The sequence below is a fragment of the Lachnospiraceae bacterium genome, assembly GCA_022794035.1.
Taxonomy (GTDB): domain Bacteria; phylum Bacillota; class Clostridia; order Lachnospirales; family Bianqueaceae; genus CALWPV01.
On sequence record JAAWDX010000010.1, the window covers coordinates 74289 to 96299 of the forward strand.

18 protein-coding genes are annotated in these 22011 nt (G+C 52.4%); 10 read left to right on the plus strand and 8 right to left on the minus strand.

The annotated features are described in order from the left end of the window. Window positions 1–52: 52 nt before the first annotated feature. From HFE64_08615 to HFE64_08625, 3 genes are all read right to left on the minus strand, one after another. The gene (locus HFE64_08615) at window positions 53–1027 is read right to left on the minus strand and encodes a D-2-hydroxyacid dehydrogenase (GenBank protein MCI8633521.1); all 975 of its coding nucleotides are present in this window, start codon (window positions 1025–1027) and stop codon (window positions 53–55) included. Between the two features lie 5 nt (window positions 1028–1032). Then, complete coding sequence (locus HFE64_08620) at window positions 1033–3177, minus strand: alpha-galactosidase (GenBank protein ID MCI8633522.1); 2145 nt, start codon at window positions 3175–3177, stop codon at window positions 1033–1035. A 65-nt stretch (window positions 3178–3242) separates the two neighbouring features. After that, entirely contained in the window at window positions 3243–3611 is a 369-nt protein-coding gene (locus tag HFE64_08625) for a DUF3783 domain-containing protein (GenBank protein MCI8633523.1), read from the minus strand. Between the two features lie 120 nt (window positions 3612–3731). On the opposite strand from HFE64_08625, the gene HFE64_08630 reads away from it, so the two are divergent. Next, the gene (locus HFE64_08630; GenBank protein MCI8633524.1) at window positions 3732–4271 is read left to right on the plus strand and encodes a transcription repressor NadR; all 540 of its coding nucleotides are present in this window, start codon (window positions 3732–3734) and stop codon (window positions 4269–4271) included. After that, window positions 4264–5310 (plus strand): PTS sugar transporter subunit IIC, encoded by a 1047-nt coding sequence (locus HFE64_08635; protein MCI8633525.1) that lies wholly within the window; start codon window positions 4264–4266, stop codon window positions 5308–5310. Before HFE64_08630 ends, HFE64_08635 begins: the two co-directional genes overlap by 8 nt. Before the next feature lie 282 nt (window positions 5311–5592). Here the strand turns inward: HFE64_08635 and HFE64_08640 are convergent, their stop codons facing one another. Further along, complete coding sequence (locus HFE64_08640; GenBank protein ID MCI8633526.1) at window positions 5593–6120, minus strand: GNAT family N-acetyltransferase; 528 nt, start codon at window positions 6118–6120, stop codon at window positions 5593–5595. Window positions 6121–6246: 126 nt separating this feature from the next. Here HFE64_08640 and HFE64_08645 point away from each other — a divergent pair, with 126 nt between their 5' ends. The 4 genes from HFE64_08645 to HFE64_08660 are packed head-to-tail and all read left to right on the plus strand — an operon-like array spanning window position 6247 to window position 10508. Then, window positions 6247–7113, plus strand: a complete 867-nt coding sequence (locus HFE64_08645; protein MCI8633527.1) for an acyltransferase — start codon at window positions 6247–6249, stop codon at window positions 7111–7113. Window positions 7114–7126: 13 nt separating this feature from the next. After that, entirely contained in the window at window positions 7127–7837 is a 711-nt protein-coding gene (locus HFE64_08650; GenBank protein ID MCI8633528.1) for an HAD family hydrolase, read from the plus strand. Next, window positions 7834–8610: a sulfite exporter TauE/SafE family protein gene (locus HFE64_08655; protein MCI8633529.1), complete on the plus strand. Its 777-nt coding sequence runs from the start codon at window positions 7834–7836 to the stop codon at window positions 8608–8610. The genes HFE64_08650 and HFE64_08655 overlap by 4 nt, the downstream gene beginning before the upstream one ends. A 14-nt stretch (window positions 8611–8624) precedes the next feature. Next, window positions 8625–10508 carry a hypothetical protein gene (locus tag HFE64_08660; protein MCI8633530.1) on the plus strand — a complete coding sequence of 628 codons (1884 nt, stop codon included), beginning with the start codon at window positions 8625–8627 and terminating at the stop codon, window positions 10506–10508. Here the strand turns inward: HFE64_08660 and HFE64_08665 are convergent. Beyond that, the gene (locus tag HFE64_08665; GenBank protein MCI8633531.1) at window positions 10503–11720 is read right to left on the minus strand and encodes a sn-glycerol-1-phosphate dehydrogenase; all 1218 of its coding nucleotides are present in this window, start codon (window positions 11718–11720) and stop codon (window positions 10503–10505) included. The genes HFE64_08660 and HFE64_08665 overlap by 6 nt on opposite strands. 74 nt (window positions 11721–11794) lie before the next feature. Here HFE64_08665 and HFE64_08670 point away from each other — a divergent pair, with 74 nt between their 5' ends. The 4 genes from HFE64_08670 (at window position 11795) to HFE64_08685 (ending at window position 17681) form a co-directional block, all read left to right on the plus strand. Beyond that, a complete protein-coding gene (locus HFE64_08670) occupies window positions 11795–12661 on the plus strand; it encodes an EamA family transporter (GenBank protein MCI8633532.1) in 867 nt (288 codons plus the stop codon). Window positions 12662–12684: 23 nt separating this feature from the next. After that, a complete protein-coding gene (locus HFE64_08675; protein MCI8633533.1) occupies window positions 12685–13587 on the plus strand; it encodes a radical SAM protein in 903 nt (300 codons plus the stop codon). 18 nt (window positions 13588–13605) lie between these two features. After that, complete coding sequence (locus tag HFE64_08680) at window positions 13606–15057, plus strand: sulfatase-like hydrolase/transferase (GenBank protein MCI8633534.1); 1452 nt, start codon at window positions 13606–13608, stop codon at window positions 15055–15057. A 179-nt stretch (window positions 15058–15236) separates the two neighbouring features. Then, window positions 15237–17681 carry a toll/interleukin-1 receptor domain-containing protein gene (locus HFE64_08685; protein ID MCI8633535.1) on the plus strand — a complete coding sequence of 815 codons (2445 nt, stop codon included), beginning with the start codon at window positions 15237–15239 and terminating at the stop codon, window positions 17679–17681. 208 nt (window positions 17682–17889) lie between these two features. Here HFE64_08685 and HFE64_08690 read toward each other — a convergent pair whose 3' ends face one another. From HFE64_08690 to HFE64_08700, 3 genes are read right to left on the minus strand one after another with little or no spacing between them, the layout of a single operon-like run. Beyond that, a complete protein-coding gene (locus HFE64_08690) occupies window positions 17890–19281 on the minus strand; it encodes a sulfatase-like hydrolase/transferase (protein ID MCI8633536.1) in 1392 nt (463 codons plus the stop codon). Between the two features lie 14 nt (window positions 19282–19295). After that, window positions 19296–21173: a DUF4838 domain-containing protein gene (locus HFE64_08695; GenBank protein MCI8633537.1), complete on the minus strand. Its 1878-nt coding sequence runs from the start codon at window positions 21171–21173 to the stop codon at window positions 19296–19298. Between the two features lie 3 nt (window positions 21174–21176). Next, window positions 21177–22007: a tetratricopeptide repeat protein gene (locus HFE64_08700; GenBank protein ID MCI8633538.1), complete on the minus strand. Its 831-nt coding sequence runs from the start codon at window positions 22005–22007 to the stop codon at window positions 21177–21179. Window positions 22008–22011 lie beyond the last annotated feature (4 nt).

Here is a 22011-nt window from a genome sequence, read left to right on the forward strand (position 1 = left end):
TAATAGGTTTGCCTTAAAAGTCAATAGGTTTTACGGATTTCTTCCTATTTATTTAGTAGCCGATAGAACGATCCACCAGATGGTGCAGCGGATCTCCCGCAAAATACCGCTTTAAATTGCGGCAAAACATATCCACATTCAGATCGCAGGTATGTCCCAATGACATGTTGCCGGAGATATGCGGCGTCAAAATTACGTTGGCCGCATCATAGAGCGGATCGTCCGCGGGCAGAGGCTCCGGCGTCATCACATCCAGCGCCGCACCGGCAATGCGCCCCTCATTCAGCGCTGCCACCAGCGCCGGCTGATCAATCGCCGATCCGCGCCCCACATTGACCACGTAGGTCTTGGGGCTGAGCCCATCGATGATTTCTTTAGAGAAAACGCCATTCGTCTCCTTCGTGGCCGGCAGGCACAGCGCCACAATATCCGCATCCTTTACGGCTTCGGGCAGCTCCGCCAGTGTCAGCACCTGATCATAGGCCGGATCCGATGGCTTTTTCGTGCGGCGCACGCCGCAAACATGAGCGGCGCCGAGCGCCTTGACGCGGCGCGCCAGATTCGTACCGATATCGCCCATGCCGACAATGGTGATGCGGCTGCCCCAGATCGAGCGGACGGCTCCGATATTGCGCCATTCCCGGTTTTGTGTAAGCGCCGTATATTCCGGCATGCGGCGCAGCAGCATGAGCATAACCATGAGCATATGCTCTGAAATCGTGGTGCCGTAGGAGCCGGCAGAATTAGTCAAAAGGACCTGCTCAGGATGAGCATATACAGCATCCTCGAGAAACGGATCCACGCCGGCTGAGGCGGTGGCAAACCAGCGCAGGCTTTCTGCTTTTTTCAGCACAGCAGCCGGATAGTATCCGTACAGGATTTCACAGGCGGAGATGCCGTCCTCCATCTCCTGCGGAGTAGCAAAATAACGGATCTGATAGGCATCCGTATGCATCTTGACAGTTGCTTCGATCTGAGCTTGATGGGCCGGCAGAAGATAGTCGGCATAGATTCCAATGATGGGCATAGAGATCATCCTTTCTTAGTAAAAAGCGTTACATAGCTGACAAAGTCGCGGCGGGGGAAGAAGGTCAGCGGAAGGCCGGCCTGCATTAAGGCGCTGCCGCTGTAGGTATGGCCCGCTTCATCGGTATAATAGGCCGCTGCGTCTAGGCCGCGCAGAAATACGCGGGGAGGACAGGGATTGGGTTCACTTAGCTTGCGGTAGCAGCAAAGAAGCAGCTGGTCACCCTGTAAAAACTGCCATGCGGCATAATTGGAGGAACCAAACGGAGAAATGAGCCGTGTAAACTCGCCGTTTTGTGTAATGGCTCGCAGAGCCTTTACTTTTTGCACAAAGGCCTTGGCGGTGGCCAGATCCTCTTCCGAAAGCCGGCTCAGATCAAGCTCAAAGCCAAAGTTGCCGCCCAGCGCCACATCGCCGCGCATCTGCATGCTGGTCAGGCGTCCTACCTGATGGTTAGGGCTGGCGCTGATATGCGCCCCCATGGCCGCGGCCGGATAGACAAGAGAGGTGCCGTACTGGATCTTGAGGCGTTCGATCGCATCGGTATTGTCGCTGGTCCAGGTCTGCGGCATGTAATAGAGCATGCCGGCATCGAAGCGTCCGCCGCCGCCGGAGCAGCTCTCAAACAGAATTTCTGGAAAAGCAGAGGTGATTTCCTCCAAAATATGATATAAGCCGAGCATATAGCGGTGCTGCGTCTCCATTTGCCGCTCTGCGGGCAGATAGGAGGAAAAGGCTTCGGTCATGTTGCGGTTCATATCCCACTTCACGTAGGAAATGGGAGCGCTGCTGAGGGTGTCCTTCAGCATTTTAATGATGAAATCCTGAACATCGGGACGCGTGAGGTCCAGAATGAGCTGATGGCGGGCTTCGGTGCGCACGCGGCCGGGAACGTGCAGGCACCAGTCGGGATGCGCGCGGTAGAGGTCGCTGTCGGGCGAGATCATCTCGGGCTCGAACCAAAGGCCGAACTGCAGCCCCAGTGCGTTTACCTTTTCGGCGATCCCGCTAAGGCCATGCGGCAGCTTGCGGGTATTGACGTACCAATCGCCGAGCGAGCGGTGATCGTCGTCGCGTGCACCGAACCAGCCGTCGTCGAGGACGAAGAGCTCGATACCGAGCTCAGCGGCTGTCTGGGCGATTTGCAGGATCTTGTCTTCATCAAAGTTAAAATAGGTGGCCTCCCAGTTATTGATGAGGATCGGGCGTACACGGTCGTTCCAGGGGCTTTTGCAGAGGCAGTGACGGTAGATGTGGTGGTAGATATGGGACATGCCGTTTAGGCCATGCTGCGAATAGACGAGAAGAGCCTCCGGCGTCTGAAAGCTTTCGCCGCTTGCAAGCAGCCAGCGGTGCGCGGCTGGATTCAGCCCGATCATCATGGTTGTATTCTGGCTGTCGCCCACCTGGCAGCTGGCCGCAAAGCTGCCGCTGTAAATCAGGTTCATCGACCATACGCTGCCGCTGTGCTCAGTGGCTTCAGGCGCGGCAGCGGCCAAAAACGGATTTTCCTCATGGCCGGAAGCGCCGCGCTGGCTCTCGATGCGGTAGGCAGCCTCTCCTAAGGGCGTCCTGACAAGCTGCCGCTCACGCGCATGTGCGCCGCGTAGATGGATCACCTCTAAATCATGTCCGTAAACCACGGCAGCGGCAGAGGCCATATGCGTAAGCCGCAGCGGCTGCGCGCCGTGGTTGGTAAGCCGCATGCTGCGCGCCAGCCCCTCGCCCACGATGCTGTACGAAAGCTGGGCCTCCAGACCGGTAAGCGGATCGCGCAGGAAAAGCAGCAGCGTCTCTGCGCCGGCCTGATGCACATGGGGTAGCCCGGGCAGCGCTGGCTTTTCAGTAAGAAGCTGGTAGTCCTGGTACTGCAGGCGGGTGAGGTTATCGCCGGCCATATTTTCAGCCTGCAGCGCTGCCTCGCCGTACCAACCGGCTCCGGCCGAGGGAAGCTCATGAGGAAGCCGCTGCGTCAGCAGCTCAAAAGACGCGCCGCCGGAAAAGCCATCCAGCAGATAAGCAAGATCCGCATGCGCAAGCGGAGCCCCCCAGTATAGGTTAAATAGCTGACCATCCTGCACCTTGAGCACATAGCTGAAGGCCGGGCTGGACAAATGAAAAATCTGATGCTGTTTATCAATATCAATCATCGATCAGTCTGTCCTTTCTAAAAGTAGATGTTACGGTTTCACTATACAGGATTGTTAAAGGCATGTCAACGGTTTTGAAAGGCCGCCCGCTCGCTTTTTAGCTCCTGATAAAGCTGCAGCGAGGTCCATGACTGATTGGTAGGCGTGAGCATGGCCTTAAGGCCAATCTGGGTGATCTCCAGGCGGCGCATGAGGTCCAGAAAAAGGCTGACCTGCTCGCTGCTCAGCCCGCAAAAGATCATCATCGGCTCGTCCAGAGGCGCAGGCGCCGCTGCAGAAGACGCCGCCGCGGGCGGCAAAGCGAGCGACAGCTGCTGCAGGGGCATGCTATATTCCGCGGGGGCAATGTGGCGATAGGGCAGCTTGTGGATGGACAGAGCGGCCTGCAGAGCAGGCCAGCAGGGGGTGTTTTCAATCTGATACAGTAGGATCATAGATAGAGAACCTCCGTGATAAAATTAAAAAAATAAAGTTTACAGGTGACAAGACAGATGCTTGACATATGCTGAATATAGTGTATAATGAACGAAAATGAAAGTCAAGGAGGGAGCAGTATGGATGCAGCGCAGAGGCGCGAAAGGATTATTGCCATGCTGGATGAAAGTGACCGGCCGATTTCCGGCAGCGAGTTTGCAAAGCGTCTGGGTGTGAGCCGACAGGTGGTTGTACAGGATATGGCGCTTTTGCGGGCCGCGAACCGCAATATTTTATCCACAAATAAAGGATACATACATTTTAATCCTGGATTAAAGAAGCAGCAGAAGCGGCGCTGCATTAAGGTATGCCATCATACGGCGCAGATCAAAGACGAGCTGTATACGATTGTAGATGCAGGAGCCAGAGTGCTGGATGTGATGGTCGAGCATTCCATCTATGGCTCCATCAGTGTGGATCTGCTGATTGAGAACCGGCAGGATACTGATGAATTTGTTAAAAAGATTGAAACCGGAGATACGCGTCCGCTGAAGGAGCTTACCGATAATGTACATTATCATACGATTGAGGCAGCTTCAGAGGCAGTGCTGGATCTGGCGGTTTCTAATCTAAGGAAAAAAGGGTACTTAATGGAAGGGGAAGACAGTACAAATGAGTAGTTTTAAAAGTTTTTTAGAGCGGAAAGACATTGTTTTTTCCGCTAAGCGGTATGGAATTGACGCCTTGGGCGCTATGGCGCAGGGGCTGTTTGCCTCGCTTTTGATCGGCACCATTTTGAGCACGCTGGGGCAGCAGCTGGGCATTGAGATACTGGAGCAGATTGGCGGCTTTGCTTCTTCTGTAAAAGGAGCGGCGATGGCTATTTCCATCGGCTATGCGCTGCATTGTCCGCCGCTGGTGCTGTTCTCGCTGGCTGCGGTCGGCTATGCCGCCGACACGCTGGGCGGCGCGGGCGGTCCGTTGGCTGTGCTGGTGATGGCGATCATTTCGGCAGAGCTTGGAAAGGCTGTGAGCAAAGAGACCAAGGTCGATATTTTGGTGACGCCGATTGTAACGATCTGCAGCGGTGCGCTGCTTTCCATCTGGTGCGCTCCGGCAATCGGCGCGGCGGCAAGCTCAGTGGGAAAAGCGATTATGTGGGCCACAGAGCTGCAGCCATTCTTTATGGGTATTTTGGTTTCGGTGATTGTGGGTATTGCGCTGACGCTGCCCATCAGCAGCGCCGCGATCTGTGCCGCGCTTTCCCTCACCGGGTTGGCCGGCGGCGCGGCAGTAGCCGGCTGCTGTGCGCAGATGGTGGGCTTTGCTGTGATGAGCTTTAAAGAAAACCGCTGGGGCGGTCTGGTGGCGCAGGGACTTGGCACCAGCATGCTGCAGATGGGCAATATTGTAAAGAATCCGAGGATCTGGATCCCGCCGACGCTGGCAGCTGCCATCACAGGGCCGCTGGCCACCTGCGTGTTTAAAATGCAGATGAATGGAGCTGCTGTCTCCTCTGGTATGGGGACCTGCGGTCTGGTGGGTCAGATCGGCGTTTACACCGGCTGGGTGAACGATGGCATCGCCATTGGCGCATTCGAGTGGCTCTCTCTGATTTTGATTTCCTTTGTACTGCCGGCTGTGCTGACGTGGCTGATTGCGCTGCCGATGCGCAAAAAAGGCTGGATCAAGGAAAATGATTTGAAGCTGGATTTATAATTTGAAATATAAAACAGGCCTCCCGGCAGTGCATGCCGGGAGGCCTGTTTTATATGGAGCTTGCGCCGCGTATGGCAAAATTTAAGAAATGGCTGAAAAAATTCAGCTAAAGGACTTGTGTTCCGCCAGCCCTGGAGGAAACTTCTCAGCCACATGAGAAAGACGCCACTAGAAATAGCTGAAGAATTCAGCTATTTTCAGATCTTCCGCCGTCGCTGGCTGAAAAAATTCAGCTAAATTATGGATTTCAGCCGTCCGCAGCGGAGCCGTGAGCTTTTGGCGCTATGCGCGCAGCTTTTTGGACAGGTACAGCACCAGATCATCATCGTTTTTGCAATCTGCATAGGGCTCGCATACCTCTTCGAGGTACCATACGCCGGTGCCGTCCGGAATATAGCCGCGCTTTACATACAGGCGCTGGGCGCTTCCGTAGCCGCTGTGCAGGCCCACGCCCAAGTAGACCGTGTCGCTATAGGCAGCGGCGGCCTGCTCGGCGACGTCCATCAGCTTGCTGCCGACGCCTCTGCGGCGGTACTTTTCTAATACGCCAAAATCCACGATTTCCGGATATCCCTTATAGGCAAAAGAGCCCCATTCGGAGTTGGGATATACGTTGATGTAGCCAGCCACGTGGCCGCGGTATTCCGCCACCAGCGCGACCGATTTCCCTTCCGCCTGATGGCGAAGGCGCATGCGGTATTTTTCAATGTCGGCATCCCAGCCCTGCGCAATTTCCTCGTCGGTGATGATCTGCGCATCCTCCGGCTGCAGATCGCGTACCAGAATGTCCTGATCTTGATAATAAATCATCGTTTTCTCCTTTTTGCGTGCTTCCTTTCGTGCCATTTTCAGTATAGTAGAACAGCGGTTTGATTGCAAGGGAAAGTTCCGTTATATCGCATAGATGCACTCTTGCAATTTGCAGGCAAAAAAGGTATGATAGAGCAGAAAGTTTGGCTATGCCAGTTCACTAAGGAGGAAAACCAAGTGAAAGAACAAGTCAGGTTAGCGCTTATTCAGTTTGAAAGCAAGCTCGGCAGTCCAGCCGAAAATCGGAAAAGGGCTGAAGAGATGATCCGCACAGCGGCAAAAAAAGGGGCGGAGCTCATCTGCCTTCCGGAGCTGTTCAGTACGGGATATAATTTGGATATCATTGGCAGGGACATCGCTCAGCTGGCGGAGCCGCTCAGCGGCCCGACCATCATCAGGATGCAGGAACTGGCGCAGGAGCTCGGCATTTTTATTGTCGCGCCCATTGCGCTGCAGCTTACCGAAGGGAGACCCTTTAACAGTGCCGTTTTGATCGGCGATCAGGGCGAGGTCATCGGCACATACAGCAAATGCCATCTGTTTGAGACGGAGCGTTTGTATTTTCAGCCGGGAAACGAGTTTCCGGTCTATGAGACGCGCCTTGGGAAAATCGGCATCATGATCTGCTTCGACGCAGGATTTCCAGAGGCCGCCAGAACGCTGGCGCTTGCCGGCGCAGAGATCATTCTTTGCCCGGCGGCATGGCGTATTCAGGATACGCGCATGTGGGAGCTTAATATGCCGCAGAGAGCGCTGGAAAACAGCTGCTATGTGGGCGCGGTCAACCGCTTCGGACAGGAGGATACGCTGTACATGGGCGGCTTTTCCATGGCCTGCGGCCCAGAGGGCGATATCATAGAAAAGCTGGAAAGGGAGCAGGAAGATATTCTTTACTGCACGCTTGACGGAAAACGTCTGGCGGACTACCGTGCAGAGGGAGGACCCTATCTGCCTTACCGCCGTCCGGAGCTTTACGGAGAGGTCAGCAAATAGGAGGAACATAAATATGCTGGAAGCAATTTTATTTGATCTGGACGGCACCCTGCTGCCGATGGATATGGAGGGCTTTATCAAAGCTTATTTCGGCGCTATTGCGCAAAAGATGGCGCCGCTGGGCATCGATACGAAAAAGCTGCTCGACACCATATGGAAGGGCACCGATGCGATGGTTGCCAATGACGGCTCCTGCCTGAATGAAGCAAGATTCTGGCAGGTCTATGAGGAGCAGATGGGGACGGAAGCGCTGCAATATCAGTCGGTATTTGATGAGTTTTATCAAACAGACTTTGATAAGGCAAGAGCGGCCACATCGCAGAATCCGCAGATCAGGGAGCTCATAGACTGGCTTCAGGCAGAGGAGATCCCGATGGTCGTTGCCACCAATCCGGTATTTCCTAAGGCGGCGCAGCATAAGAGGATCAGCTGGGCAGGCCTGAGGCCGGAGGAATTTTGCTATATTACTTCGTATGAAAACAGCCATTATTGTAAACCCAATCCAGCCTATTATCAGGAGATTTTGACGCAGCTGGGGCTAAAGGCAGAGCATACGCTGATGGTGGGAAACGATGTGACGGAGGATATGGCAGCGGCCGAACTGGGAATGCGCGTATTTTTGCTTACGGACTGCCTGTGGAATCCGCATAAGAAAGTAATTGACAGCTATCCGCACGGCGGTGTGGCGGAGCTGAAGCATTATATAACGGAGCAGCTAAGATGAGTGAGATTTTACATATTTGTCTGATTGCCTGTCCGCTGGTCTTTGTTGCCGGATTTGTTGACTCCGTCGCCGGCGGGGGCGGTATTATTTCCATCCCGGCCTATCTGCTGGCAGGGATGCCGACCTACCTGGCGCTGGGGACGAATAAGCTGGTCGCCTGCATGGGGACGGCGCTTTCGTCAGTCAAATATTTCCGAAGCGGGAGAGTGATCGTCAAAATTGCGGCCTTGGCCGCCGCGGGCTCGCTGGCAGGTTCCTTCATCGGGACCAATCTGGCGCTGCTGATCCCAGAGAGAGCGCTGCGGATCGTGGTGCTGGTAGCGCTGCCGGCAGTGGCGCTCTTTTTGATCCGTCGGCGCGAATTTGGACAGGCGGAAAATGAAAGAAAGCAGATGAGCAGCAGCAAGGAGACGGTGCTGGCGCTGGGAAGCGGCCTTGCCATCGGGCTGTATGACGGCCTGATCGGCCCGGGCACGGGGACCTTTTTCATTTTGATTTTCAGTGGCATTTTTGGGCTGGATCTTCTGACATCCTCTGGCTGTGCGAAAATTTCAAATCTGGCCTCCAACGTGATGTCAACGATCATCTATTTAATCAACGGAAAAATATGGTTTGCCGTGGCCGTGCCTGCCATTGTCTGCTGCATGCTGGGCAACTATGCCGGAGCCCGCTATGCGATTAAGGGCGGCAGCGGCAATGTGCGCAAGATCATGCTGCTCGTGCTGGTACTTTTATTTGTCAAGATTGGTCTGGAAATGGCCGGCATTTTATAAAAACGGAGGAAATTATGGACATGACAACAAATGGTGTGCAGCTTTCGCTGAATGAAACCACGTTGGGCATCACAATGGCGGCAGAGGGCGCCGTGTGGACAACAGAGCCATCCTTTAAGCCCTATATTGCCTATAAAGAAGAGAGCGTTTATTTTGAGCAGGCAGCGCAGATCCGCCATCAGCGCTGGCAGACGGGCGTAGGATGCGGCGTGATCAGTCATTATGAAGGCTTTTCCGGGGCGGCGCAGGGACTCAGCTTTGAGACGATCATCTGGACAGAGACAGCCACCGGCATTGTGCGCTGCGAATGGGTGCCGCTTTCCGAGAGCCAGGCCGGCGTGCAGGCTGTATACTGGCCGGGTCCGATGGCATTTGAGGAGCCCCAAAGCAGCTGGTACACGCTGCTCAACTGGGAGCAGGGCATCCGCATTCCCAATACCTGGCCCACAGAGACCGTCAAGCTGCCCTTTAACGGTATGCTCGGCACAGCCGGCGCTTACATGCCGTGGTTTGCCCAGGTCAAGGACGGTGAGGGATATCTGGCGATCGCCGAAACGCCTTGGAATGCAGGCTATGACATCGACCATCCTGCAGGCGGCCCTTATACGCATATGAGCATCCGCTGGGAGCCCAGCCTCGGCCATATGAACGACCGCCGCGTGCTCCAGTACCGCCTGCTGCACGGCTGCGATCACAACGACATCTGCAAGGCCTACAGGGCTTATGCCAAAGAAAAAGGCCTTCTGCGCACGCTGCGCGAAAAGGCCGCCAAGACGCCGAGCGTGGACGATCTGATCGGCTGCTGCTTTGTGCACACCGGCATCAAGACCAAGGTGCAGCCCAATTCCGATTTTTACGATCCGGCAGCGCCGGAAAAAAACGACCATCTGACACCCTTTTCGGTGCGGACTGCCGAGGTGAAGCAGCTGCATGAGGCGGGGGTATCTAAGATGTATCTGCATCTGGACGGATGGGCAGAGCCCGGCTATGACAATCAGCATCCGGATTACAGCCCGGCCTGTGAGGAGGCCGGCGGCTGGCACGCGATGAAGGAGCTGGCCGATACCATGCATGCCTGCGGCTATCTGTTTGGCATTCATGACCAGTACCGCGATTATTACCGGGCAGCCAAAAGCTTTGATGAAAACTTTGCCTGCCGTTTGCCGGACGGGAGCATCCCGCAGCATCAGAGATGGGCGGGCGGCCCGCAGTCTTATCTGTGTGGGACGCAGGCACCCTACTATGTCAAACGCAATTTTAAGGCTATCGAAGATGCCGGGATCCAGTTGGACGGTGCATATCTGGATGTCTTTACCTGCAACGAGGGCGATGAATGCGATCATCCGTGGCACCGCATGACGCGCCGGGACTGCTATGAATACCGCAATGCCTGCTTTGAGTTTTTGCTTTCTAAAAATATTTTGCCAAGCTCAGAGGAGGTCAATGACTGGGCGATTCCTAGCCTCGTTTTCTGCCATTATGCGCCCTATGACTTTATGCTGGCGGCGCCGGGTTCGGATCGGCACGGCATTCCAGTGCCGCTGTTTAATCTTGTCTATCATGACTGCGTGATCGAGCCATGGATGATGGATAAGGTCAGTGAAAAGGATGATTATATGCTGTATGCGCTGTTAAACGGCGGAGCGCCTTATCTGCGGCGCGATGCGGCGTATCCGAATTTTGACGGCGCCTTTGACGGCGCAGAAAAGCTGCAGCTGGAAGAAGATATCCGGCGCTGCAGCTTTGTATCAGAGCTTCATGAAAAAGTAGCAAAGGCCGAGATGCTGCGCTGTGAGCTGCTCACAGAGGACGGCAGCAAACAGCGTACCGTTTTCAGCGACGGTACACAGGTGACGGTTGACTTTGCTCAGCAGACCTATCAGGTCGACTGCTTATAATAAACACCAGCGATGACAGATGGGGCTGAGGATTTCTTCCTGAAGCCCCATTTTCTCAATCAGATGCGCGATGGTGATGCGCGGACGGCCATCGGTCATATGGGCAAAACCGTAGCGAATGGCTTCCGGACGGATATGGAGCTCAGTAGGGTAGATGGGGCCTCCGGCCTTTAAAATGCGGCGCGCAATGGCGTCCTGTTTGGCGTAGAGAGCGTCGGCCTTTTCCTTCAGCTCATCCCAGTGCGCTAAAATGACGTCATAGCGGATGCCGTCCAGCTCTGTCTTGGGCATTCGTTTTTCTTTAAAAAATTCATGATATACTTCACAGGCAATTAAAGTACCGATGCCCACCTTATCGCCATGCAGATGGGCAGGCTCCTGATGCTGTATACCATAGTTCTCCCAAGCGTGGGAGATCAGATGCTCCATGCCGGAGGCAGGGCGCGAGGTGATGTTGAGCTGCATGGCCAGACTGGAGAGCATCAGCGCCTCCGCCAGACTTTGAATCGCAGCGTTATCGCGGGCGGCCAGGCCAAGGCAGGCAGCCTCACAGCGCTGAACAGCATCCATTGTCAGGCGGCAGATTTCAGGGCAGTAGGCCTCTCCGGTGGCCAGATGCCCCAGATACCAATCCAGCGTAGCCACATGCTTGCCTTCGATATCGGCAAAGCCGGCGGCGATCATGGCCTGCGGTGCAGCCGCCATGATGTCCAGATCAAAATAGATTGCGTAAGGGGCAGCAGCCGGATAGGTAGTTTTGAAGCTGTGATGGATGAGCGGAGAGTGGCAGGAGGCCGCGCCATCCATGGAGGGCGCGGTGCAGACATTGATAAAGGGTTTGTGCAGGATACTGGCTAAATAGCGCGTACTGTCGCCGATGGTGCCGGAGCCAAGCGCGATCAGATAATCAAACGGCTGCAATGCAGTCTCGATGAGCAGGTCGCCCAGCGTATATTCATCCGCCTGCAGGGGCTCATGGGTGAGAACATAATGCGGCAGCGGTTGCCAGCTCTGCGGCGCGAGCGGCCATGTGTTGACGTCGGCTACAATGAAAGGCGTACCGGTGAGTCCGCTGTGGAAGACATCATGGATAGCGCCATGGGCAATCACCAGCTTTTGCGTATGAATGGCGTGCGTACGTCCGCAGGAGCAGGCGAAGGTGCGGCCCGCTAAAGCGGAAATGGAATCTAAGGGAAAGATAGAATCAGACATAATAGAGAGGCTCCTTTATTGATTTGCCTGATTGTATCATAAAATGAAAAAAGAAAAAAGGGGAGGATGCGGATATGTGGCTTATTATGGCTGTTTTATCGGCTCTGTTTGCGGGTCTGACGTCAATTTTGGCAAAATGCGGGATTAAAAAGACGGACTCCGATGTGGCAACGGCGCTGCGTACAGTGGTGGTGCTGATCTTTTCCTGGGTGATGGTATGGATTGTGGGCTCTGCGGGCAGCATAAGGGAGATCAGCACGAAATCCTTTGTGTTTTTGATCTTGTCCGGACTGGCAACGGGCGCTTCGTGGCTTTGCTACTTCAAAGCCCTGTCGCTGGGAGATGTGAATCAGGTGGTGCCGATCGATAAGTCGAGTACGATTCTTTCAGTGCTGCTGGCGATGGTCCTGTTTCAAGAGACGGAGCACTGGGCGGTTAAGCTGGTCAGCACAGCGATGCTGGCGGTGGGCATTTTTTGGATGATTGAGAAAAAGCAGGGAGGCGGCAAAGCGCAAAATCATCAGTGGCTGCTCTATGCGGTGCTTTCTGCGGTGTTTGCAGCGCTGACCTCCATTTTGGCCAAGCTGGGCATCAGCGGCGTAGAGTCAAATCTAGGGACGGCCATCCGCACGGTAGTGGTGCTGGTGATGGCATGGCTGATGGTGGGTATCAAGGGCAAGCAGAAGCAGCTGAAAACGATTGACGGCAGGGAGCTGATCTACATAGGGCTGTCGGGGCTGGCGACAGGAGCGTCATGGCTCTGCTATTATTATGCGATTCAAAATGGCGTTGTCAGCGTGGTCGTGCCCATTGATAAGCTGAGCGTGGTTGTGACGGTGATCTTCTCTTATTTTGTTTTTAAAGAAAAACTGAGCAAACGGGCACTGGCAGGACTGCTGCTGATGGTGGCGGGGACGCTGCTGATGGCAATGGCCGCATAAATTTATGATGGAAATAGAGAAATATGTGTGATAAAATCAATTTGGGGAGTTGTAGACTCTGTCCCCGAAGATGCGGAGTCAATCGTCTGCAGGCGGCCGGGTTTTGCGGCGCCGGCGCTCAGATGCGGGTGGCAAAGGCAATGCTGCATCATGGCGAAGAGCCCTGCATTGGCGGAGAGGCAGGCGCCGGAGCGGTGTTTTTCAGCGGCTGCAATCTGCGCTGCGTGTTTTGCCAAAACTATGAAATCAGCTGGGAAAATCATGGATGGCCGGTTTCGGAAGCAAGGCTGGCGGAGATTCTGCTGCACCTGCAGGAGCAGGGGGCCTGCTGCATCGATTTAGTAAGTCCGACGCCCTATACGCTGCAGCTGAAAGCTGTGCTGACTGCGGTGAAGCCGGAGCTTCGGATTCCGGTTGTGTATAATTGCGGCGGCTATGAGGAGCCAGAGGCGCTCCGTCTGCTGGAAGGCTTGATTGACGTATATTTGCCGGATCTGAAATACTTTGACAGAGGGGTCGCGGCAAGGTATTGCGGCTGTGCCGATTATTTTGAGAAGGCGCAGGCGGCGCTGCAGGAGATGTACCGGCAGGTGGGAGCCTGTGAGCTGGATGCGCAGGGGCTTTTGCGCAAGGGGCTCTTGGTGCGGCATCTGGTGCTGCCGGGGGCTTATAAGGATAGCATGGAGCTGATGAAGTGGCTGGGTGAGGCGTTTCCGGCGGAGAGCATCCGCATGAGCCTGCTGAGTCAGTATACGCCGTTTGGCCGGGCGGAGGAGTATCCGGAGATTAACCGCCGCGTGACGACGTATGAATATGAAAAGGTGATCGATCAGGCGCTTGCGAGCGGGCTGATTGGATACAGGCAGGAAAGAAGCTCGTCGACGATGGCGCTGCGGCCGGAGTTTGACGGGGAGGGCATTTTATAAAAGAAGGGAGCAGGGAGAATGGCAAAGCGTAAGAATGTGCTGCTGATTTTGTCGGATCAGCAGCGGCTGGATACGGTGAGCGCGTACGGCATGAATGAGATTGTGAAGACGCCGCATATTGATGAGCTGGCGGCGGAGGGCATGAAGTTTACGAATGCCTATACGACGTCGGCGATCTGTGCGCCGGCCCGGGCCAGTGTGATGACGGGGCTTTATCCGCATAAGCATGGCGTGATTGATAACTTTACGGATATCGTAGAGGGGACGCCGCTTTTGGGCGAGTGCATGCGGGAGGCCGGCTATTACTGCGGCTATGCCGGAAAGTGGCATGTGTCGCCGTCGAAGACGCCTGAGGAATGCGGGTTCCATGACGGCAAGCCGTTTATGGGCTATGCATTTCCGGGCAGCCAGGTGTTTCCGCATCTGATTTTTAATCAGCCGCCGGATAATGAGCCGAATTATTATGAAGAGTATCTGAAGGAGAATGGGTTTGAAGGGACGGATGTATCGCATGGCTTTTTGGGCGATAATCCGGCGCTGCAGATCCAGGAGATGTTCTGTAAGCATGAGGGTCCGATTGAAAGTACGATTGAGTATTTTGTGGCGCAGGAGACGAAGCGGATTATCGATATTGCGAAGAATCAGGATAAGCCGTTCTTTATCTGGTCAAATTTCTGGGGGCCGCACAGCCCGAGCATTGTGCCGGAGCCGTATTATTCGATGTATGATCCGGCAAGCATTCCGGAGCATCCGAGCTACTGCGAGACGTTTGAGGATAAGCCGTACGGGTATTATCTGTCAGAGAAGATGTGGGGGCTTGGAAACTATGGCTGGAAGGGCTTTCAGGAGATCATTGCCCGCTACTATGGGCACTGCACGATGATTGACGATATGGTGGGCATGATCATTGACAAGCTGAAGGAAGAGGGGCTGTATGAGGATACCATCATTATTTATAGTGCGGATCACGGCGACTGTCTGGGAGCGCATAAGCTGATTGAGAAGGGTGCGTTTACGTTTGAGGAGATTTATCATATTCCGATGGTGGTGAAGGGCGCCGGGATTAAGGATAATGAAAGCTTTGTGACGCTGCAGGAGCTGATGCCGACGATTTTGGACATTGCGGGCGCGCAGCCGCCGAAGCCGGTGGATGGCGAGAGCATTCTGCCGCTGATGATGGGCGAGAAGGAGAGCAATGGGCGCACTGAGGTATACGGCGAGTACCATAATCATTTTTATATTGCGCGGCAGCGCATGGTGCGCGACCATGACTATCAGCTGACCTTTAATGAGAGCGAGCGTGGCGAGCTGTACGATCTGAAGAAGGATCCGTACCAGCTGCATAATGTGTGCTATGATCCAGCATATGCTGAGGTGAAGAAGGAATATCTGGAAAAGATGTCCCGGTATATGAAGGAGACGAACGACCCGGCCGGCGTTTGGTTCCACCGGATTAAAGAGTTTTATTGAGTTGGGTAAAAAACAGCGTGCCGGCATCTGGTTGGATGCTGGGCGCGCTGTTTTACTCTGCATGCCGGCGGAGGTCAAGGCCTGTATGTTGAAAAAACGATCAGCTTTAGATGCGCGATTTATATGGGAAATGATAACTAAAGAATTTTTAGTGGAAATAAGGAGAGAGAATCGAAATTATGATGACATATAAATGCAAAATGTGTGGTGGCGCGCTTGAAATTAGTAATAATGAAACGGTTGCAACCTGTGAATATTGCGGCACCAAACAAACATTGCCAAAACTGGATGATGAGCGCCGGGCAAATTTATATGACAGAGCCAGTCATTTTCGTCGTAGTAATGAATTTGATAAGGCAATAGGCATCTATGAACAGATTCTCAATGAAGATAACACCGATGCGGAAGCCTATTGGTCACTCGTTCTTTGTCGCTATGGGATTGAATATGTTGAAGACCCTGTTTCCCACAAACGTGTACCTACGGTAAATAGAACGCAATTAACATCGATCTTTAATGATAATAACTATAAAGCTGCGTTGCAGTATGCTGATGGCTATCAAAGAAGTATTTATGAGAACGAGGCCAAGATAATCAATGAAATACAAAAAGAAATTCTTTCGATTTCTCAAAAAGAAGAATCCTTTGATGTGTTCATCTGTTACAAAGAAACCGACAATGATGGTCGTCGTACCCCCGATAGCGTTCTAGCAAATGAGCTGTACCATCAACTTATGCAGGAAGGGTTTAAGGTGTTCTTTGCTCGTATTACACTTGAAGATAAGCTTGGCCATGCCTATGAACCCTATATTTTTGCAGCGTTAAATTCCGCTAAGGTGATGGTAGTGCTGGGTACTAAGCCTGAATTTTTTAAGGCGGCATGGGTGCGTAACGAATGGAGCCGTTATCTCGCTTTGATTAAACAGGGGCAAAACAAGATGCTGATTCCTGCCTACAAGGATATGGATCCTTATGATTTACCTGAGGAATTTTCGCATCTTCAGGCACAGGACATATCCAAGCTTGGTTTTATGCAGGATTTAATTCGAGGTATCAAGAAGATTATACAGACGGATAAAGCCCTAGTAAAAGAATTTGGTGTTTTAGGGGGAAATACTAACATAGCACCCCTATTAAAACGTATCTTTATGTTTTTAGAGGACAAGGATTGGAATGCTGCCAATGAGTATTGTGAAAAGGTGTTGGATATTGACCCCGAAAATGCATTAGCATATCTCGGCAAACTGATGGCAGAGCTTAAAGTAAGCAAACAGGAAAATCTGAAAGACTGTGAAAAGCCCTTTAGAAACAGTAATAACTATCAAAAAATCATTCGTTTTGCCGACGATGAGTTGAAGACAGCACTTTCTGATTATATAGAGCACATTAACAAGCGAAATAAGGAAGCATATTTAAAAAGCTGTTATAACCGTGCTAAAGATGCTATGTCAGCGGCCAATACAGAGAATGCATATAAAGAAGCGGCGCAGCTCTTTGAAGTTATTAGCGGATATCTGGATTCTGCTGTGCTTGCAAATGATTGTTATGAAAAAGCAGAAATTACAAGAAAAGATGCAATTCTTGCTGATGGAAACGCTAAAATGACTGGTGAGGCTGTTTCTAACTATGAAGTGGCAATCAAGCTGTTCGAATCTATCTCTGGCTGGAAAGATGCAGATGAAAAAATCTGCGTTTGTCAAAGGCGAATTGAAGAAATCAAAGCCAAAGAGGAAGCCGATCGCTTAGAACGCAAACAAATATATCGTAATGAAGCAGAGCGTATTGCTAAACGAAATAAGAAAATTGTGATTATCACAATTCCCATTGTTTGTGCGATTATTGCATTTATTATTGTTTTGAATACTGTGATTATTCCTAACAGCAAATACAACAATGCAATCGCATTATTGGATGCCGGAAATCTTGATGATGCATATAGCATTTTTCAAGAGCTTGGGAGTTATAAAGATTCTGCCAGCCAAGCAGAAAATATCAGATTGACAAAAAATGAAGAACAGCTGAAAAGTGCAAAGGTTGGCGACTATATTTTTTGGGGTGCATATGAGCAAGATAATAACACCGATAATGGCAAGGAAGACATTGAGTGGCTTGTACTTGAGATAAAAGAGGACAAGGCTCTTGTAATCAGTAAGTATGCTCTTGATTGCAAACTGTATCTCGAAAAAAATGTTGCTTGGGAATCCTGCTCGCTTCGAGAGTGGCTAAATAACGAATTTTTAAATGATGCATTTTACACCAATGAAAAGGCGAGGATTTGTACAGTAACGGTATCTGTTGATGAAAATCCGAAATCCAGTGCAAACCCAGGTAACGCAACTCAGGATCAGGTATTTTTATTGAGTATAACGGAGGCTAACCAATATTTTAGCTCTGATCAAGCAAGGCAATGCAAGCCAACGGGGTATGCAGTTACTAATGGAGCTTTGGAATATGAGGGCAACTGCGGCTGGTGGCTGCGGTCGCCTGGCAATAGTCAGGATTGTATTGCTAATGTTAATAGTGACGGTGCCATCGACGAGAAGGGGATTAATGCTTGGAGTGGTTTCGGCGGTACCTATGCGGCCCGTCCTGCTTTGTGGATTGATCTTAACTCTTCAAACTGAAGCCTAAGTAAACGGGTTTAATGCCTATCAACATATTGTACCACTGGCATTATACAAAAAACTGATGGGAAAATTTTCCCATCAGTTTTTGATTGTTGCCTTTAGGTTTAAGAAAACCCCTGGTTAAACCAGGGGTAAATAAAAAAGCTAATGACATTGATATTTATTTAAAATCCCGTGCGGCAGTAAAAAAGTAACGCTTTGTATATCACTCATTCCAAAACCGCTGCGTGTAAACATTATCTGCGGCATCTTCACAGTGCCCGCGCTCTGCAAGCAGCAGGGTTTCCAATGCCGCCGCCGTCGCCTGATAAGAAGGATCATGATAAAGATTCACCGTTTCCTCCGGATCTTCCTGCAAATCAAAAAGCTGCGTTTCCTCCGGCTGCTGCTTATAACGGATGAGCTTGAAGCGCTCATCCTTAATCGCCCGGATCAGATGCGTATAGGCCAGATAAAGATGCGGCCTTGTGGTTAGCGCGGCATCCTCTAAAATGCCCTTAAAGCTTTTTCCCTCTACAGAGTCAGGAACGGATAGTCCGCAGAGCTCGCAAAGCGTAGGGTAGATGTCCATCAGATACACATAGGCACTGCGCCTGGCGCCGGACTCAATGCCAGGACCGCGCAGAATCAGCGGTACACGGATGCTGTGCTCATACAGGTTTTGCTTTCCCATCAGGCCGTGACAGCCGATGGCAAGCCCATTATCGCCGGTATAGACAATGATCGTATTTTCCAGCTGACCGGTGCTTTCCAGTGCCTCTAAAAGGCGGCCTACCTGCTCGTCGATATGGGAGATCATGGCATAATAATCCGCAAGATGCTGGCGAATCTCAGTCTCTGTGCGCGGATGCGCCGCTAAATTTTCATCACGGTCCTCTCCGACAGATGGATTGATGCCAAAGTCAAAATGATCAGCAGCAAAATTTGCAGGCAGTGAAAGCTTGGCAGGATCATACATCGTACGGAAGCGTTCCGGCATCGTGCGCGGATCATGCGGCGCGAGCAGCGCGGTATAGAGAAAAAACGGCTCTTCATGAGGCTGCCGGATAAATCGAATGGCCGCATCGGTAAAAAGCTCCGTAGAATGCTTGCCGGCCGTAATGCGCTCCGCAATGGTATCCATCGGATGATTGGCATGGAAAAAGTCAGGTGTGCTGCGAATGACATTCTCATATTTTCCATCAGGATGATATGAGTTGACCGGGACGTTCCAATGATCCCACATCCCGCCGAAGAATATTTCATCGCCGTAAGAAAAGCTGCGGGCGTACGAGGCGGTTCCATTGTGCCATTTGCCGATACCGATCGTATGATATCCGTTTGCCCGAAAACATTCGCCCATGGTTGTGTGATCTGCAGGGATTTCGGCGCCGGATTCATAAAGGTGAAACAGAGATTTGCCGGAATGGATCATCGCACGGCTCGGCATGCAGACAGCGCCCGAGGTGCCGCCCGGGATATGGGCATGCGTAAACGCAGTGCCCTCCCGTACCAGTCGGTCCAGATGAGGCGTCTGGATATCCTCATTGCCAAGTGCATGAATCGTATGAAAGCGCTGATCATCTGCCAGAATAAACAGAATATTCGGTTGTCTCATGAACCTTCCTCCGCTTAAGGACGCTCCGCCCGGAACGGATAGGCCAGAATATGCTGCAGACGGAAAACGTCAAGGCCGCCTTGATCCACCATTTCATGCTGCTGCACCAAAGGCTTAAATTCATTTTCCAAAACGGCATTCGCTTCCTCAGGATGATCACCGGCAGAGAGCTCCACAATGTTAGCAAAGGTTCGCGTATAGTCAAGGAAGAAACGAAGCTCGCTCCACATATGGGCCTGCACCGGATTCTGGTCGGCCGGACGGCTTTGCATCAGCGCTTCGATCCGGGCAAGCACCGCCGGTACCTGCTGCATGTGCGCCGCTAGCGCTGCATTTACGCGGGAACCATGATTTAAAATATAATCTGTACTGAACAAAGAAGAAAGCTCATCCATCAGCGGCAGCAGCGCAGCACCGTCGGCGCCATAGGCCGCTTCATAATATTCAGCAGCAATCTCTTCAAAGGAAAGAGAAAGATCCATAGAGGTCCGCGCCATCACATAGTTCGGCAGCGCATTCGGAAATCCGGCGCGCAGCTCCTGACAGCTGTTGATACCGTTCAGGCCAAGCTGACGGTTAAACTGCAGGTCTTTATAAATGATCCGGGAGATGCCCACATAGGACGGATCGCCATAGTGCGCGCGTCCAAGAGGATAGTCATACACAAACGCATCACAGCCAGCCATTTTCTGCCAGTCCTTTAAAAAGGCCAGATTGGTCTCGATGTCTTTTGGAAACTGCAGATGATTCAGATGAAATTCAGGGGCCGCCGGCAGCTCACCGTGTTCAGAATACGCCTGCTCAAATGTACGCGTAATGGGTGCAAACATCAGTACAAAGCGATCGGGATTCTTGATTTTAGTCTGCACAGGAGCCCATAAAAGGTCAACATAGAGCAGCATCACCAGGCGCGTAGAAGAAGCGATAGCCGTCAGCTTCTCATCAATTCGGTTCAGCAAAGCCACATAATGATCAGAGGGGCGCAGCTTGCGGCAGTTTTCACATTCGCAGGAATTGTTCACGCCATCCGCCAGCCAGATATGCAGATAATCCGTATCCGGATTTTCTTTCGCATAGTCCACCACCAGATCCGAAAATCTTTCCACTGCGTCCGGATTGGTCAGGCAGAGATTGGTATTGGTCGGGATGCCGTGGAACAGCTCGCGCTTGCCGTTTACCTCCGCAATCATCATCTGAGTTTTCTCATCAAACTCAGCCTCTTCCGCATCCCAGCCGGTCGCCGAGCAGCCAATCGTCTCGCTCGTCCAGCCATGGCCCACGCGGTGCTGCAAAATGCCGCGCTCCGTCATCGCATCATTCAGAGCCGGCATCAGGCGCTCCGAATCCTCCATCGTCCACTTCACCGGCTTCAGCAGCGGATTGTTAGAGTGGCTGAACCAGCGCTCCAAAAACGTATGCGGATATTTAAACTGGAAGAAAAAGCTGTTAAAGCCGATTTTGGGCGACCAATCCAAAAAATCCAGCATATTTTCAATCGAATCCGCCCCCTCCAGGCAGGCGCCGCGGTGGCGCAAATCGGCGGTGTGTGCTTCCTTGGCGTAAAAATCGGAAACACAGGTCAGTGTCGGTACGACCTCATACTGCTTGCCGGGCCGCAGGAAGCGGCAGCCGATCAGGGTCAGGTAGCGGTATACGCCAAGCAGCAGCGCGCGGGGATTGTTGCCCAGAATCTGCTGTTTGTCAGCATCGACATGAATGTAATACTGATCGTCCAGAGAAGCGTCTGCCACGGCAGGCAGGCCATAGCCTGAAAGATCGGCTACGTCCAGCTGGTAGCTCAGCTGCGGGCAGCCCATGCGGACAAGGTAGGATTCTAGTTCTTTTGCCGCAAAGCGGCTCGGCTTGGCACTGGAAAGGGTTTGAATGTTCATACTTTACATCTCCTTTATATATTCTTGATATTTGGCATCGACCTGCTCGCGGGTTACGGTGTTGAGACCGGTGATGCGTGAATTGTGCGCCGCGGTAAAGTAGGCGAGGGCGGCATCGGGATCGCCTGCCTTTTCGTAGATCAGGCCCAGATAATATTTGCTGTCGGCCATGGTATCGCGCAGATCAAGCGCTTTTAAGAAGAGCGCTTCGGCCTCATCGTAGTGACCTTGGCGGTATTCGATCTGAGCCAGATTGTCATAGGCAGGGCCGTGAGCCTCATCCTCCATGAGAGCGAGGTCGGTGATCTCACGCGCCTTTTCGTATTCGCCGGCCTCTATGTAAAAATAGCCCAGTGTGGTGTAAAATTCGAGATTGAAAAATTCATAGTCCTTCTGCATTTGCTCGAGGGTGGAGATGCCGGTGGCGAGGTCGCCGGTCTTCCAATAGGCAATGGCCAGATCCTGACGGGCAAATTTGAGCATGGTCGGATTGACCTTGGGGAGCGTGACCACATGCTGAAAGGCGGTCAGGGCTTCCTCGTAATGACACTCCTCTAAAAGATAGAGCCCGTAGGCGATGAGCGGAGAAGAGCAGGAGGCCCTGTGCTTTAGCGCATAGCGGTAAAGCGGAATGGCCCATTTTTGTTTGCGGAAAACAAACTGAAATACATAGCCGGTCCAGCCGATCGAAAGCGGCAGACGGACAAAATACATGAAAACGGCGTAGGCCAGATAGCCCATCAGCAGGTGCACAAAGCCGGCGCCGCATATCAGCGCGATAACGGTGCCAAGAGTCAGAATGATGAAATGGGGATGTTTTTTTATGTAGGACATCGTT

What these genes read in the sequence shown, in the direction of transcription:
- HFE64_08615 (MCI8633521.1), bottom strand. Translation starts at nt 1,027, where the DNA reads ATGCCCATCATTGGAATCTATGCCGACTATCTTCTGCCGGCCCATCAA.
- HFE64_08635 (MCI8633525.1), top strand. Translation starts at nt 4,264, where the DNA reads ATGAGTAGTTTTAAAAGTTTTTTAGAGCGGAAAGACATTGTTTTTTCC.
- HFE64_08680 (MCI8633534.1), top strand. Translation starts at nt 13,606, where the DNA reads ATGGCAAAGCGTAAGAATGTGCTGCTGATTTTGTCGGATCAGCAGCGG.
- HFE64_08660 (MCI8633530.1), top strand. Translation starts at nt 8,625, where the DNA reads ATGGACATGACAACAAATGGTGTGCAGCTTTCGCTGAATGAAACCACG.
- HFE64_08650 (MCI8633528.1), top strand. Translation starts at nt 7,127, where the DNA reads ATGCTGGAAGCAATTTTATTTGATCTGGACGGCACCCTGCTGCCGATG.
- HFE64_08655 (MCI8633529.1), top strand. Translation starts at nt 7,834, where the DNA reads ATGAGTGAGATTTTACATATTTGTCTGATTGCCTGTCCGCTGGTCTTT.
- HFE64_08700 (MCI8633538.1), bottom strand. Translation starts at nt 22,007, where the DNA reads ATGTCCTACATAAAAAAACATCCCCATTTCATCATTCTGACTCTTGGC.
- HFE64_08640 (MCI8633526.1), bottom strand. Translation starts at nt 6,120, where the DNA reads ATGATTTATTATCAAGATCAGGACATTCTGGTACGCGATCTGCAGCCG.
- HFE64_08665 (MCI8633531.1), bottom strand. Translation starts at nt 11,720, where the DNA reads ATGTCTGATTCTATCTTTCCCTTAGATTCCATTTCCGCTTTAGCGGGC.
- HFE64_08695 (MCI8633537.1), bottom strand. Translation starts at nt 21,173, where the DNA reads ATGAACATTCAAACCCTTTCCAGTGCCAAGCCGAGCCGCTTTGCGGCA.
- HFE64_08670 (MCI8633532.1), top strand. Translation starts at nt 11,795, where the DNA reads ATGTGGCTTATTATGGCTGTTTTATCGGCTCTGTTTGCGGGTCTGACG.
- HFE64_08625 (MCI8633523.1), bottom strand. Translation starts at nt 3,611, where the DNA reads ATGATCCTACTGTATCAGATTGAAAACACCCCCTGCTGGCCTGCTCTG.
- HFE64_08645 (MCI8633527.1), top strand. Translation starts at nt 6,247, where the DNA reads ATGATAGAGCAGAAAGTTTGGCTATGCCAGTTCACTAAGGAGGAAAAC.
- HFE64_08675 (MCI8633533.1), top strand. Translation starts at nt 12,685, where the DNA reads ATGTGTGATAAAATCAATTTGGGGAGTTGTAGACTCTGTCCCCGAAGA.
- HFE64_08620 (MCI8633522.1), bottom strand. Translation starts at nt 3,177, where the DNA reads ATGATTGATATTGATAAACAGCATCAGATTTTTCATTTGTCCAGCCCG.
- HFE64_08690 (MCI8633536.1), bottom strand. Translation starts at nt 19,281, where the DNA reads ATGAGACAACCGAATATTCTGTTTATTCTGGCAGATGATCAGCGCTTT.
- HFE64_08630 (MCI8633524.1), top strand. Translation starts at nt 3,732, where the DNA reads ATGGATGCAGCGCAGAGGCGCGAAAGGATTATTGCCATGCTGGATGAA.
- HFE64_08685 (MCI8633535.1), top strand. Translation starts at nt 15,237, where the DNA reads ATGATGACATATAAATGCAAAATGTGTGGTGGCGCGCTTGAAATTAGT.